The following is a 14,317-nucleotide window of genomic DNA, read 5'->3' on the forward strand; positions in this document are numbered from 1 at the left end:
CCAGTTCTGCAAAGCCTGCCGTATCGTTATTGAAGCTCGCAAACCGATGCCCGGGTTCGATGCAGACATCGAGCCGGGCTTTCGAAACGTCCACTCCACAAATCGTCTTCTTCACGGTAACCTGCCTTGTCCATGCGATTGGAACTCAAGCGACTGTTCGGTCGTACGTGACATGGCAAAGATCCCAGAGCTCATCCACGGTTGTGGCCGGAGGGGTAACGGGCGACTTCGCCACGCGCCTTGGCCGGTGGCCACCGGCCAAGGCGCTAAGTCGCTTCCATCGCACAAATCGTGCCCGTGCAGATACAAGGGGGCATGTTTGGGGCAGGTGCGACGGGACCTCAGGCCATGAGCTTTGCTGGCCGAACATACGGCCTCAGTGCTCGCCGTTGAATTGTTCAACCTTTGACGTCAAGGAGAGGCCCGGGCCGAGCCGCCGAATCTCTGTGTTAAATAGTCGGAGGCAGATCATGGCCGACACGCAATCATCTCTCGCCCCCCGGGATTTGTCCGCACAGCAGCACCGGTCCCGGCAAATTGATTCCGGGGCCTGGGCTGTGTTCTTGATTTTGCTTAGCGGCGTCATGGTCGGCGGGTTGCCTTTGGCTTGGTTCCTAGTTGGCCTCGGCGTCCTCATGCTCAGCGTGCAACTCATACGGCGGCAGCAGAGCGTCAAGATCGAGACGTTTGACATTGTTGTTGGTTTCATCATCCTTGCGACCGGCATTTGGGATCTGCTCGCTCTGCCTCTGCCGCTCATGCCCATCCTCCTGATCGTGCTGGGCGGATATCAATTTTGGAAGACGCTATCGCTAGATGGCATATCTCGGTAAGGCGCTTAGCACGGACGATGGGGGCCGGACGGCTTTTCGAGACCGGCCAACCAGGGGATCCTGATGCCGCTTTGCACACAGCGGCATCATCGAGCTTTTCTGGGCGTGAGAATGAAAAGGAAGCTTATAAAATGGCGATTGGCATGTCCCCGCGGGTATCAACTTGGTCATGGAGCTGCGGCGAAACGGCGTCGAGGCGATCGAGGAACTGATTGACTTCCTCGTCGATCTCGGCGTCAGCGAAATTGGTATCTCCTATATGGAGGGAGGCGCAATCAAATCTGAGGCCAATAGCGCTCGCAAGGTCACACCAGAGGAATTGGCCCGCAATAAGAGACCGTGTGCGGCGGAAGGGTGATCAGTATGCGCGAGTGTGTGCCGTGCATTTGCCAAAAGACGGCAGCAAAAAGTGGAAAGACGACGAATGGTAACCCTGCGGTGGCATCAACATGGGGATGTCGATCTTCCCGAGCGGCGACGTCGCGGTTTGCGACAAGATGCACGGGGTGAAGGACTTTACCTACGGCAACGTCTTTGACGCGGGACTTAAGGCAATCTGGAATGGTGATTCTTTTGCGGCCCTGCGCGCACGGATCATCGACCCGAAGGTCATTGATCCGGACTGCGTACGCTGCAGCAAATTGCATCACTGTCGAACGTCCTGCTTTGTCGATTCATTCAACGCCACGGGTATCCTCGAGACACTAAAATTTATCGGAGGTGGTCAAGCGTCCGGCTGCCAATGTCGTTTTCAAGCAGTTGTTCGATGGCGGGAAATGATGATGTGATTGCGAGGAAGCTACCAAGGGTCGCGTGAGGTGCATGGGCGGGGAAATCACGCCGCTGTTGTGCCTGGGAAAGCCAGTGCTCAAGGTCGCGCGTTCCAAGCGGCGTGGGCAAGGGCTGTCTATTCGGGGGACTACTCCAGCGATGCGCGAGCCCGGGTGCCGGGCCGTCTGGATAGCGCGCTGTCTGTCTTTGTGAGGGACCGAGCGTTCGGTTCCGTCACCCGATTTGCCGGGGGCTGTTAGCAAGACCGAGACGCGCGTCTGGCGTACGTCGTGCCAGCGAAGCCGGCTCTGGCCTGGATCAGCCTGGCTGTCGTGAGACCATTCCGCGAACGAAACGGCAATCATTTCTGTGGCGGTAACTGCGGCGGTCCCGCATCCTGAGGGGCAGGTAGGTCGTAAGCGTCGTCGTCGTCTGTAATCCCTGGTGGGCCCGGCAGGACTCGAACCCGCAACCAGACCGTTATGAGCGGCTTCATCGATCCAGAATATTAGGATTTATTGGCGGATATCCTCCGGTGCTGCACTCCTTATCTGAGAAGAATTTCCTTATGAGAATAGGGCCTGTTGTTGCGGCGATCGCGCAGATGCTGCTTGCTGTTTAGCAACTCGCGCAGGAACAAAAAATCCGTTTGCCCTTCAACTAAGAAAGGCGCTTTCCCGCGCGCGATGAAAAAGAGTTGGCCTTGGACTCGCTCCACTTCGATTTCTCTGAGACCATGACCTGTCGGATGGAGGAGCGTGAGACATGTGCAATCACCTCGTCGATGAGGCTAGAAACCCTGCCGCTGAGAGAAATCGCCGCTCAATGCGATACGCGTTATACAGATGCTCCCGATAATGGGATGCTGTGCGATAGCACGGGATCGCCTGAGAATTCACGCGTCATAGGCTGATGGAAGCTCGAAAAGCCGGGCACACACCGCTCACTGCGAGCGGTGAACGAATTGTGCTGCTTTGAACCCAAAGAGGTGGAACGACATGACGACGAACAATGGAGTGCTCAAGTTCGCTTATTGGGTGCCGAATGTGTCCGGCGGCCTAGTTATCAGCAAAATCCCACAAAGGACGAGCTGGGACATCGATTATAACCGGCGCCTCGCACAGATCGCTGAGGACAGCGGTTTTGACTATGCGTTAAGCCAGATCCGTTTCACGGCAGGATACGGTGCCGAATTCCAGCACGAGCCGGTCGCATTCAGTCATGCGTTGCTTGCGGCAACGAAAAAGCTGAAAGTCATCGCAGCGCTGCTTCCAGGGCCGTGGAATCCTGCGGTTGCAGCAAAGCAGATCGCCACCATCAGCCAACTCACCGAGGGCCGCGTTGCCGTCAATATCGTCAGCGGCTGGTTCCGCGGCGAATTCGCCGCGATCGGCGAGCCCTGGCTCGATCATGACAAACGCTATCGCCGCTCGGAGGAATTCGTCCGCGCGCTGCGTGGGATCTGGACGCAGGACAGTTTCACTTTCCGCGGCGATTTCTACCGCTTCACAGACTATTCGCTGAAGCCGAAGCCGGCCGAACCGCTGCCGGAAATCTTTCAGGGCGGGTCGTCGCGTGCGGCGCGCGACATGGCCGCGCGAGTGTCCGACTGGTACTTCACCAACGGAAATTCGGTCGAAGGTATCAAGGCGCAGGTCGACGACATCCGTACCAAGGCGCGGGCGAACAATCACTCCGTCAAGATCGGCGTCAACGCCTTTGCGATTGCGCGCAACAGCGAGGCGGAGGCGCGCAGCGTCATCGACGAGATTATCGCCAAGGCCGATCCGGAAGCGGTCAATGCCTTCGGTCACGAGGTGAAGAACGCCGGCAAAGCCTCGCCCGAAGGCGAGGGCAATTGGGCCAAATCCAGCTTCGAGGATCTGGTCCAGTACAATGACGGCTTCAAGACCAACCTGATCGGCACGCCGCAGCAGATCGCCGAGCGCATCATAGCGCTGAAGGATGTCGGCGTCGACTTGGTGCTGCTCGGCTTCCTGCATTTCCAGGAAGAGGTCGAATATTTCGGCAAGCATGTGATCCCGCTGGTGCGCGAGCTCGAGGCGAAGCGCGCGGTGCGGGTCCAGGCTGCCGAGTAGGTGGGGAGGGCGTAAAGGTGGCGCGCGGCATGACCGAGGCAAGGACCTTGGCGCTGGAGAGCCTCCCTCCGGAAGCGGGGGCATTACCTCGTGCGTGATCGGCATTTGGCGGCGGCCAATCGCTGCGAGTCCGAGGCTCCTGCGCGGACCGGGCAGCCGGTTCTGCGGCTCGCCGATGTGTCGCTGTCGTTCGGCGGTGTGGCGGCGTTGCGCGACGTCGAACTTGAGGTCGCGCCGGGTGAGATCCGCGCCGTGATCGGGCCAAACGGCGCCGGCAAGAGCTCGCTGCTTAACGTCGTCAGCGGGCTCTATCGGCCCGACCGAGGCGAAGTGTGTCTCGGCGATTATGCCTTCCGCGCGGTGCCGACGGCGCGGCTGGCCGCCTTCGGTGTAGCGCGGACGTTCCAGAATCTGGCGCTGTTCAAGGGGCTGTCGGTGTTCGACAACGTGCTGACGGGCCTTGCGCATCGCGTGCGCGCCGGCTTCCTGCGCCAGCTCGCCGCTGGCGCGTCGGCTCGAGGCGGAGAACCGCGTCGCCGCCGAAGACGTGCTTCGCTTCCTGCACTCGACCGCGTTCGTGAGCGCATCGCCGCGACATTGCCCTATGGCGTGCAGAAGCGCGTCGAGCTGGCGCGGGCGCTGGTGGCGCGACCAAAGCTCCTGCTGCTCGACGAGCCCTTTGCCGGCGTGACGCTGACCGAAAAACAGGAACTGTCGCAGCATGTGCGCAACGCGCGCTACAGCTATGGCACCTCCATCGTACTGATTGAGCATGACGTCGGCATCGTGATGGGGATATCGGACCGTATCGCTGTGCTCGACTACGGGCGCAAGATCGCGGACGGCACGCCGGACCAGGTGCGGGCCGATCCGGCGGTGGTTGATGCCTATCTCGGCGTTGCCCACGAGGACGAGACGGAGCTCGCGGTCTGATGTTCGATGTTCAGTTCCTGATCGAAGTAATGATCGGTGGCTTGCCCTCCGGGGTGATGTACTCGCTGGTCGCGATCGGCTTCGTGCTGATCTACAAGACCTCGGGCGTGCTCAACTTTGCGCAAGGCGCGATGCTGCTGTTCGCGGCGCTGACCTTCGTCAGCCTGGTCGAGCGCGGCGTCTCGTTTCCGCTGGCGACGCTGGCCGTCATGGTCGCACTCGGGATCGCGATCGAGCGGACCGTGCTGCGCCCGCTGGTCAACCAGGCGCCGATCACCCTGTTCATGGCGACGCTGGGCTTGTCCTACATCATCGAGGGCGCGGCGCAGCTTCTGTGGGGCACGCAGGTGCATGGCCTCGATATCGGCGTCAGCGACCTGCCGTTCGAGGTCGGCGGCGTGCTGATCAGCCAGTTCGACCTGTTCGCCGCCGCGGTGGCAGGCGGCCTGGTCGCCGTTTTCGCGCTGTTCTTTCGTTACACCCGCACGGGCTCTCGTTCCGTGCCGTCGCCGACGATCCCTTTGCCGCGCTCGCGGTCGGTCTGCGGCTGCCACGGGTCTGGGCCTCGGCCTGGACGGTGACCGGCTACGCCGGCCAGGTGTCGCTGGGGTCGGCCGCGTTCCTGGCGGTCGGCGCCTATGCTGCCTACAATCTGCATCTGCATCTGCGCCTGCCGGGCCTGCCGCTGCTGCTCGATCTCCTGCTGGCCGGGATCACTGCGGCGGCCTTCGGCATTCTGTTCGGGCTGCCGAGCCTGCGGCTGCGCGGCTTCTATCTGGCGGTGTCGACGTTGGCGGCGCAATTCTTCGTGCAATGGGCGCTGACCAAGTTCGGCTGGTTCTCCAATGACAATCCGTCCGGCGTGATCGATGCGCCGGTGATCCGCATCGGCGGCATCGCCTTCACCAGTGCGGCGGAACGCTATGTGTTCACGCTGACGGTGGTCGTCGTCCTGACGCTGTTGACGCTGCGCCTGATCCGCTCGCAGAGCGGGCGCAATTTTGTTGCAGTGCGCGACCACGAGATCGCGGCCAAGGTGATCGGCGTGCCGGTGCTCCGCACCAAGCTGCTTGCCTTCGGCCTGTCCTCGTTCCGGATCGGGGTGGCCGGCGTGCTCTGGGCGTTTGCCTATCTGCGCACGGTCGAACCGGCGGGCTTCAATCTCGATCGCTCATTCCAGATCCTGTTCATCATCATCATCATCGGCGGCCTTGCCTTGTTGCGCGGCGCGTTTGTCGGCGCCGCGTTCATCGTCGTGTTGCGCGCCGCGCAGTATGTGCGCATGTCCACCGACAAGCAGAAATATTCGACCGAGAACCAGAAAGACGCCATTGCGGCCTATGCCGCGCGTCGTGGTCTGACAATCGCACGCACTTATTCCGACGAAGGACGTAGCGGCCTCAATATTGATAGGCGCGAGGCCCTGCAACGACTGATCAATGATGTGAAATCGGGGAGGGCGGATTTCGAGTTCATCCTTGTCTATGATGTGAGCCCTTGGGGCCGCTTTCAGGATGCAGATGAGAGCGCTTATTACGAGTTCGTGTGCAAGGAAGCGGGTATCCGGGTCCTGTATTGCGCGGAGCTTTTCGAGAATGATGGAAGTCTCCCCTCGACGCTTCTCAAGGCGTTCAAACGGGCGATGGCGGGCGAGTTCGTCCGCGAACTCTCGACCAAGGTATTCATTGGCCAATTCCGCATTGCTAAGATGGGGTTCTGGCGAGGCGGCTTTCCAGGTTATGGCCTCAGGCGCCAGCTGGTTGACGAGAGCGGGGCGATCAAGGGACAACTTGAACTCGGGCAACGCAAGAGCTTGCAAACCGATCGCGTTGTCCTGGTCCACGGTCCGGCGATCGAGGTCGATACCATCAAGCGCATCTTCAGATCGTTTGTCACCGAGCGTAGGAGCGAAAATCAGATCGCCGCAGAGCTGAACGCAGACCAAATCCCCACGATGCTGGGAAATCGTTGGGAGCCAGAAAATATCACCAAGCTTCTCACCAACGAGAAATACCTCGGTCACATCATCTTTAACAGGACGTCCGCGAAACTGAGGGGGAAACACCGGCTCAATCCTCCAGACATGTGGATCCGTCGAGATAATGCCTTCCCGGCGCTCATTGAGCCGGAGCTGTTCAAAGGAGCGCAAGAGATCATCGTTCGGCGACGGCAGGGGCGATCGGAAATCGAGATGCTCGCGCGCATGGCCACCCTACGATCGGAAAAGGGATATCTGACGGCGGCCATGATCGAGGCCGATCAGGATCTGCCGTCGACCGAGACGTTGCGCCGCCATTACGGTTCGCTGATGGACGCGTATAAGCTGATCGACTATCAGCCTTCGCGGCTTGTCACGCGTACCAACGTCGCTGCTAAACGCCGTTCGATCGCCAAGAGAGCCGCGATCGAAATCGGAGCGAAGATCAAATCGCTCGGCGGCAAAGCGCGCTTTGAGGAGGGCAGCCAGCTTATTAGGATTCAGGATGAGTTTCTCCTTTCCGTCTGCGTAGCCCGAGCCACCCGCGAGCGATTGGGGCGCCTGCGCTGGTATGCACAGGTGGATCGCTGCGCGAAAGCCGACCTCACCGGAGAAGGCTGCGGCGGCACGTGAAGCGGCGCGCACCGACGCCGAAAAGGCGAGGGCGGAGAAGCTGCAGCAGCAATCGGAATTTTACCGGATTGCCCGGGAATTTGGTCGTATCGCTTCTGAACGCGGCGGCGCCTTCGACCCAAAGAATAGATGGCGCGACAATGTCATCGCTACCGGCGGCGGTCCCGGGATCATGGAAGCGGCCAACCGGGGCGCCTCGGATGTCGGTGCACCAACGATCGGCTGCCGCACGAACAGATGCCCAACCCCTATATTACACCAGAACTCAGCTTCCGCTTTCACTACTTCGCAATGCGCAAGATGCATCTGGCTATGCGCGCGAACGCTCTGGCCATTTTCCCCGGCGGATTCGGGACCCTGGACGAGATGTTCGAGCTACTGACATTGCAGCAGACCCAGGAGGCACCGCCGGCGCCAATCGTGCTGTTCGGAGAGAGCTACTGGCGCAGGATCATCAATTTCGAGGCTCTTGTGGAGGAGGGGGTGATTGCGGTGTCTGATCTCAGCCTCTTCGAATTCGTGGAAACCGCGGAGGACGGGTGGGCTTCCTTGAAGCGCCGCGGCTTGCGAGCCCACGGTGTGAGCTCGGCCAGCTGATCCGTGACCAGTAAGCGCGGCGACAGAGCAATATCCTCGACTGCAGGATGAGATTTCACTTGGAGGGGAACCATGAGTCTCCGACCGAAAATCCTCTATCTCGACCAGAACGCCTGGATCGCCTTGGCCCGTGGGGTCTGGGACGGGACTGAGCATCCCCGCGAGCACGACGCCCTGAGCGTCGTGGTCGAAGCGCTGAAGGCCGGCCACATCGTTGCGCCGCTAAGCTTCACCAACCAATACGAGACCATGAAGGTCGACATTCCAGTGCGCCGAGCGCATCTGGCGCATGTCCAGGTGACCATCAGCGGCGGCATGGTGCTGCGCGGACGACGCAGAATTCTGGAGGTGATGCTGCTACGCCGCATCGCCGAGGCGACCAATGTCCCGACACCGACGCCTGTCCGGCGACTGGTTCTTGTCCGGCCTCTGGTTCGAGACGGTCGCCGAGCACGCCTCCGGCGCCTTCGACGACGTGATGTCCCCGGCCGTGCTCGACCATATACGGCAACATCCCCAGGACACCCTGTTCGACTATCTCGCCAGGGAGAACGCGTTGGTGCGCAAGGAAGCCGTGCGTCGGTATTCGGCCGAGTCGCAGGCCTTGCTCGCCCGCATAGCGGCGCGTCGCTAGCAGGTGGCGGGCGAGAGCTTCGCTCTGCGGCTGCGCGCCTATAGCGCTCATCTGATGCTCGACGAGATCGACTATATTCTGGCGCTCGGGCGACGGCACGGCTTACCGTGGAGGGACACCAGAGACATTGGGGTCAAGCTGGGAAACAGCTTGGTGATCGAGGTTCCGATCATGAATGTCGAACGGCAGCTGACGGTGCGTCTGGAGGACCAATCCCGCGCGACGACCGAGAACGACCTGCGCGACATGGCCGCCTTCATCACGGCGCTGCCACTGGTTGACGTTATCGTGGCCGAAAAGCAGTTCGTGAACCTCAGCCCGGCAGGCCAAACTCGACACGCAATACGGCACGCGCCTGCTGACCTCCATCCATGATCTGACGCGAGAAATGCTCGCACCGGCCGGCGAGGCCTCCGTTAGATCGTAGTCGGCACCGTCGCCGATGACGGCTTGGAACTCCGCTCTCAGCGGGTCAGAAATCCGCCATTCTACCCGAAGTGATTCGAATTTTTATATCGCCGATAGCTGCCGCGACCACGCTAGCAAAAATCGGAAAATAACCGCTACGGCGGCTGTCGGCGGCAAATTTCGTTGTCGGCGCAATGGAAATGCAGAACTGGTACGCCCGATACGACTCGAATGTATGACCTTTTCTGAGGTCAGGGCTCCCCCAGGCAGACGAGAGGCCCCCACTGCGCCCTGTGCTCGAAAGGCACTTTCGGGGTGGAAATGCACCTTGTGCCTCGAAAGACCTCGGCAACCCATTGAAATTGCAGCAAATGCGACCGCCCTCCGAGCGCACCAAAGGTGTAAGTCGTTGACACGAAAAATGTTTTCGTGATCTGGCTTCCACGTTATTGCGCCAAGGCGAATCTTCCCCGGTTGATCTGGCGCGTTCTTTTGAATCAATGCCCCGCGAAGGGAAACCTCGATCTGCTCACGAGAGCGCAGCGGCGTAGCCCAGCGTAAAAACGGCGAGCTCTACTCTTTGTCCGTGGGCGCTGCGCAATCTCCAGCGCTGTGTTTCCATCAAACGACATGCGGACAGGGCGCCGTCGGCACGGCGCCTGCCACTTCTTGAGTACGCCTACTGCGTCATGCCGCTGTCGGGAATGTCAGCCAAGTCGGCATCGTATGATGGTGAGTTGAACTGTCGCGCCGGTCCTTGATCGATCTCTTTTTCGCGAATCCTTGACTGAAGGCCTCCCGCGTTCGGGAGGGTCTCGCTCCAGGCATGGCCGCGAGCGCAAAAATACACGCAGCGCATTTTGGATGCGAGTCCTTGGCGTGAACATCGGCAACAGCATGTTGTCGAGTCCAATCGAGACTGTGACGAATAACTTCGGCAAGAGGCGCTCCTCCGCGAAGCAGTCGTTGCCCAACTGCACACGCGCGTCGATTACTTCGCGCGCTCCAACGTCGGAGCGGATCGGTACAACGGATGTACAAATCTTACGGCGTCCTTTGGCGGACCGTTGCTGCAGCTCTTCATCGATGCTTCGCGGATTTCGGAAGAGTCTTCTGGATTGAGTGGTTTGCATCCTGATCCTGATCGATGAGCCTCTCGGCTCGCGCAAAGACGACGTTACAGTTTGGTTACAGCGATCCGCTCGTCGCATTACAGCTGCAGCCATGTCGCCCTGAACTCTCCGAAAAGAAAGCATACGAATGCGTGAGGGCGTCGGTTCAGGGCACCGCAGTATTTTCGTCAGCCTGCAGCCCGTCGAGGCCCCGCACGCGAAGCTGAGGCCCACATCTGAAAGGGAGAATGCCTCATGTCTAATATTACGGGAACCAACGGCGATGATATCCTGACCGGCACCGATCAGCCGGATCAGATCTTCGGCCTTGCCGGGAACGATACGATTAACGGCCTCGGCGGCAACGATACGTTGTCAGGCGATGACGGTGATGACACGCTCGACGGCGGTGATGGTGACGATCATGTCCTCGGCGGCGCGGGCAACGACGTCATCAATGGCGGCAACGGCAACGATCTTCTCGAAGGTGGAACGGGAAACGACCACATCAGCACCGGCGCGGGCAATGATGTCGTGCTCGCCGGCGACGGCGCCGATACGATCGACCAGATGGCCGGTCATGACGTCGTCCACGGAGGTGCGGGCGACGATCTGATCTCGTGGAACGACAAGATCGGCGACACCGTCTTCGGCGACGAGGGCAACGACCGGATCATCGGTTCCGATACGGCGTCCGATGAAAGTCACGGCGGTGACGGCAACGACTTCATCCAGGCCTTCACGACGGACGCCGCGCACGCCACGGCGGGCGACAAGATCTTCGGTGATGCGGGCAACGACACGCTGATCGGTGGCGACGCCAACGACCACATCGAGGGTGGCACCGGGAACGATACCATCAACGGTGGAGGCGGCAACGACTACCTCGATGGCGGCGATGGTGATGATCATATCAGCACTGGTGCCGGCAATGATGTGGTGCTTGGTGGCGATGGCAACGACACCATCGACCAGATGGCGGGCCATGATGTCGTTCACGGCGGCGACGGGAATGATACGATCTCCTGGAATGATGCGATCGGAGACACCGTCTTCGGCGACGGAGGCAACGACAGGATTGTCGGCTCCGACACGGCGTCCGATGAAAGTCATGGCGGCGATGGTGATGACTTCATCCAGGCCTTCACGACCGATGCCGCGCACGCCACGGCGGGCGACAAGATCTTCGGCGATGGCGGCGATGACACTCTGATCGGCGGCGATGCCGCAGATCACATCGAAGGCGGCACCGGAAACGATACCATCAACGGCGGAGGCGGCAACGACTACCTCGATGGCGGGGCGGGAAATGACCACATCAGCACCGGCGCCGGCAACGACCTGGTGTTGGGCGGCGACGGCAACGACACCATCGACCAGATGATGGGACATGATGTCGTCCATGCCGGTGCCGGCGATGATGTCGTCTCCTGGAATGATGCGACCGGAGACACCGTCTTCGGCGACGGAGGCGATGACCGGATCACCGGTTCCGATACCGCGTCCGACGAAAGCCATGGCGGCGACGGCAACGACATCATCTCCGCGTTTACGACGGATGCAGCGCACGCCACGGCGGGCGACAAGATCTTCGGTGACGCCGGCGACGATACCCTGACCGGCGGCGACGCCAACGACCATATCGAAGGTGGCACCGGAGATGACACCATCACTGGAAATGGCGGCACCGACTTTCTTGACGGCGGTGACGGCGACGATCACATCCACGGCGGTGGCAGCCACGATCAGATCCACGGCGGCCTTGGCAACGACGTGATCGACAACCTGGGTGAGCACGCCTTCGTCGATGCAGGCGAGGGCGACGATATCGTAAACTGGACTGAGACGTTCGGTGGCACGGTTCATGGGGGAGCCGGTAACGACAGGATCACCGGTGACCTCGCCTTCAATCCGCCGGTCAGCGGGCAGGCTGCTTCCGTGATCCACGGCGATGCCGGCAACGACTTCATCCAGGCTTCGGGTAGCGGTTCGGTGTCCGACAAGCTGTTCGGCGACGAAGGCAACGACACCATCATCGGTGGCAGCGGCGCGGACCGCATCGATGGCGGTGTGGGCAACGACACCCTGACCGGCAATGGCGGTGCGGATACCTTCACCTTCAATATGTCGCAAGGCGGACACGACGTTATCACGGACTTCGACGTGAACAACGACGTGATCAACTTGTCGGGCTTCGGCTCCAATTTTGATGCGCTTGCGCACGTGCATGACACCGCCAACGGCGCCGTGCTGGACCTCGGCGCCGCTGGGGACGTGACGCTCCAGGGCGTCCATGCCGCGGACCTCTCTCACCACGACTTCGTCCTGAGCTAAGTCCGCTCAGGATCGCCGTCCTCGGAGCGACATGACAGCGCTTCCGCAAGATACGGTCGTCCTCCCCTTTGGGGTGGACGACCGTACGGGACGGATTTTGAAGTCGCGCGATGCCCGTCAGGTGCGGCAAGACCACCGGGACGAATGTCGCGACGAAGACATCAGAATTGGAAAATTGCGGGGCGTCACATATGAATCCGATGTCGAAGCTTGCGGTGGTCGATCCGCATGAGAAAGCCAAGACTATCCTCAGCCGCGCCATCGACTGTTGCAAGATCCAGTTCCTGGTGGTGGGCGTGTTCAGCGGCGTGGTCAATCTGCTGCAGCTCACCATCCCGATCTATATGATGCAGATTTTCGACCGCGTACTGACGACGCACAACGTCGATACGCTTCTCTATCTGTCGCTGATCGCGGCGGTCTCTATCCTGTTGCTGGCCATTCTGGAAATCTCGCGCAATCAGACCCTGCAGCGCGTTGCGAGCTGGGTCGAGCAGAAAGCCGCGCCGGAGGGCTTTGCGAGAGCGATGGAGAGCGTGCTCTCCGGTCATTCCTATCGTATGGAGGCGCTGCGCGATCTCGCCATTTGCCGCGGCTACCTCGGCTCGCCTGCGCTGCTCGCCCTCTACGATCTTCCCTGGGTGCTGATTTTTCTCGCCGTGATCTTCGCCCTGCATCCGGTGCTGGGTTGCATCGCAACGGCGGGAGCGATCGTCCTTTTCATTCTCACCTTGCTGAACGAGCTGACCACCTCGCGCCTGATCAAGGCGGCAAATGTTGCGGCGGCCAATTCGCAACGCCGCGCCGACAGCATCGCGCGCAATGCGGAGGTGATCGACAGCATGGGCATGTTGCCGGCAGTGATGCGCCGCTGGCAGGAAGCGGTGGCCGAAATGCTGCCGCCGCAGCGGCGCGCGGCGCAGCGAGCCTCCGTTCTGCTGGCGATGGCAAAGTTCGCGCGCCTGGGAGTGCAGATCGCCGTACTGGGCGCGGGCGGCTATCTGGTGCTGCAGCATGAGCTGACATCGGGCGTAGCCGTTGCCGGCTCGATCATCATGGGCCGGGCGCTTGCGCCGGTGGAAATGCTGATCGGCGGCTGGAAGCAGCTTGTCCAGGCCCGGCAGGCTTTCTTTCGCTTGCAGCATTTCCTTCGCCGGCCTCGTCTTCGCCCGCCCGGACGGCCATTGCCGGCTCCGGTCGGCCGCCTGTCGGTGGAGCGGGTCACGTACGGCTTGCCGGGTTCGACGTCCCCGATCGTCAAGGGCGTGCAGTTCGTGCTGTCTCCGGGTGACAGTCTTGCCGTCATCGGCCCCTCGGCCGCCGGCAAGACCACGCTGATCAAGATGCTGATCGGCACGCTTGCGCGAAGCGTCGGCACCGTGCGCCTCGATGGCGCCGACGTCCATCGCTGGATGCGTGAGGATTTCGGCCGCTACGTCGGCTACCTGCCGCAATCCGTCGAACTGTTCGAGGGTTCGGTATTCCGCAACATCGCACGGATGGGAGACGCCTCGCCCGAGCAGGTCTACCAGGCCGCACAGCTTGCAGGCTGCCACGACATGATCTTGCGGCTGCCGTGCGGCTACGACACCGAGATCGGCGAGAACGGCCAGTATTTGTCCGGCGGGCAGCGGCAGCTGATCGGCCTGGCGCGTGCACTGTTCCGCAATCCGAAATTCGTGGTGCTGGACGAACCCAACAGCAATCTCGACGGCGATTCCGAGGCCAATCTGGCCGACACGTTAGGGAAGCTCAAGGCGCGCGGCACCACAGTGGTCCTGGTCTCGCACCGTCCGCGCTTGGTGCAGCATGTCGATCTGGTCTTGCTGATGAGGGATGGCGCGGTCGAAATGTTTGGACCGCGGGCCGATATCCTGAACCGCGTCGTCGCCCCGGCGCCCGACAACCGCCCACCAATCACTGAACCCCGCATCGCCAGAGCCGCCGTGCCTGCCCGACGCGAACAGAACCGTGTTGCATCATGA

At 61.1% G+C, this 14,317-nt stretch carries 11 protein-coding genes and 2 pseudogenes; 12 read left to right on the forward strand and 1 reads right to left on the reverse strand.

Features of this window, described 5'->3' with window-relative positions; genetic code table 11:
* Positions 1 to 470 precede the first annotated feature (470 nt).
* The 10 genes and pseudogenes from K288_RS0120030 to K288_RS0120075 all read left to right on the forward strand — a co-directional run bounded on the left by K288_RS0120030 (position 471) and on the right by K288_RS0120075 (position 8,853).
* Positions 471 to 833 carry a hypothetical protein gene (locus tag K288_RS0120030; protein ID WP_027581169.1) on the forward strand — a complete coding sequence of 121 codons (363 nt, stop codon included), beginning with the start codon at positions 471 to 473 and terminating at the stop codon, positions 831 to 833.
* A 163-nt stretch (positions 834 to 996) separates the two neighbouring features.
* On the forward strand, positions 997 to 1,191 hold the full coding sequence (locus K288_RS0120035) for a hypothetical protein (RefSeq protein WP_152535599.1): 195 nt from the start codon (positions 997 to 999) through the stop codon (positions 1,189 to 1,191).
* A gap of 85 nt (positions 1,192 to 1,276) precedes the next feature.
* Positions 1,277 to 1,621, forward strand: a complete 345-nt coding sequence (locus K288_RS0120040; protein ID WP_256378842.1) for an SPASM domain-containing protein — start codon at positions 1,277 to 1,279, stop codon at positions 1,619 to 1,621.
* Positions 1,622 to 2,602: 981 nt separating this feature from the next.
* Positions 2,603 to 3,703 carry a dimethylsulfone monooxygenase SfnG gene (gene sfnG / locus K288_RS0120045; RefSeq protein ID WP_027581172.1) on the forward strand — a complete coding sequence of 367 codons (1,101 nt, stop codon included), beginning with the start codon at positions 2,603 to 2,605 and terminating at the stop codon, positions 3,701 to 3,703.
* Positions 3,704 to 3,793: 90 nt separating this feature from the next.
* Positions 3,794 to 4,636 carry an ABC transporter ATP-binding protein gene (locus tag K288_RS45990; RefSeq protein WP_244443185.1) on the forward strand — a complete coding sequence of 281 codons (843 nt, stop codon included), beginning with the start codon at positions 3,794 to 3,796 and terminating at the stop codon, positions 4,634 to 4,636.
* Positions 4,636 to 5,843, forward strand: a pseudogene (locus K288_RS54800) (hypothetical protein); the annotation flags it as partial. The gene K288_RS45990 and the pseudogene K288_RS54800, both read left to right, overlap by 1 nt.
* A 69-nt stretch (positions 5,844 to 5,912) precedes the next feature.
* Positions 5,913 to 7,247 carry a recombinase family protein gene (locus tag K288_RS50720; protein ID WP_256378843.1) on the forward strand — a complete coding sequence of 445 codons (1,335 nt, stop codon included), beginning with the start codon at positions 5,913 to 5,915 and terminating at the stop codon, positions 7,245 to 7,247.
* Positions 7,204 to 7,844: pseudogene (locus K288_RS46005) on the forward strand (LOG family protein); the annotation flags it as partial. The gene K288_RS50720 and the pseudogene K288_RS46005, both read left to right, overlap by 44 nt.
* A gap of 382 nt (positions 7,845 to 8,226) precedes the next feature.
* On the forward strand, positions 8,227 to 8,478 hold the full coding sequence (locus K288_RS0120070; RefSeq protein WP_027581173.1) for a hypothetical protein: 252 nt from the start codon (positions 8,227 to 8,229) through the stop codon (positions 8,476 to 8,478).
* A gap of 3 nt (positions 8,479 to 8,481) precedes the next feature.
* Positions 8,482 to 8,853, forward strand: a complete 372-nt coding sequence (locus tag K288_RS0120075) for a hypothetical protein (protein ID WP_027581174.1) — start codon at positions 8,482 to 8,484, stop codon at positions 8,851 to 8,853.
* Between the two features lie 1,520 nt (positions 8,854 to 10,373).
* On the opposite strand, the gene K288_RS54805 is transcribed toward K288_RS0120075, so the two are convergent.
* Positions 10,374 to 11,795, reverse strand: a complete 1,422-nt coding sequence (locus K288_RS54805; RefSeq protein ID WP_244443186.1) for a hypothetical protein — start codon at positions 11,793 to 11,795, stop codon at positions 10,374 to 10,376.
* On the opposite strand from K288_RS54805, the gene K288_RS55635 reads away from it, so the two are divergent.
* Both K288_RS55635 and K288_RS46015 read left to right on the forward strand, forming a co-directional pair.
* Positions 11,772 to 12,332 (forward strand): hypothetical protein, encoded by a 561-nt coding sequence (locus K288_RS55635; RefSeq protein WP_275451078.1) that lies wholly within the window; start codon positions 11,772 to 11,774, stop codon positions 12,330 to 12,332. The two genes, K288_RS54805 and K288_RS55635, sit on opposite strands and share 24 nt — an antisense overlap.
* Positions 12,333 to 12,523: 191 nt before the next feature.
* Positions 12,524 to 14,317: a type I secretion system permease/ATPase gene (locus K288_RS46015; protein WP_201449701.1), complete on the forward strand. Its 1,794-nt coding sequence runs from the start codon at positions 12,524 to 12,526 to the stop codon at positions 14,315 to 14,317.

Source organism: Bradyrhizobium sp. Ai1a-2 (genome assembly GCF_000426245.1).
In the GTDB taxonomy this organism is placed as follows: Bacteria; Pseudomonadota; Alphaproteobacteria; order Rhizobiales; family Xanthobacteraceae; genus Bradyrhizobium.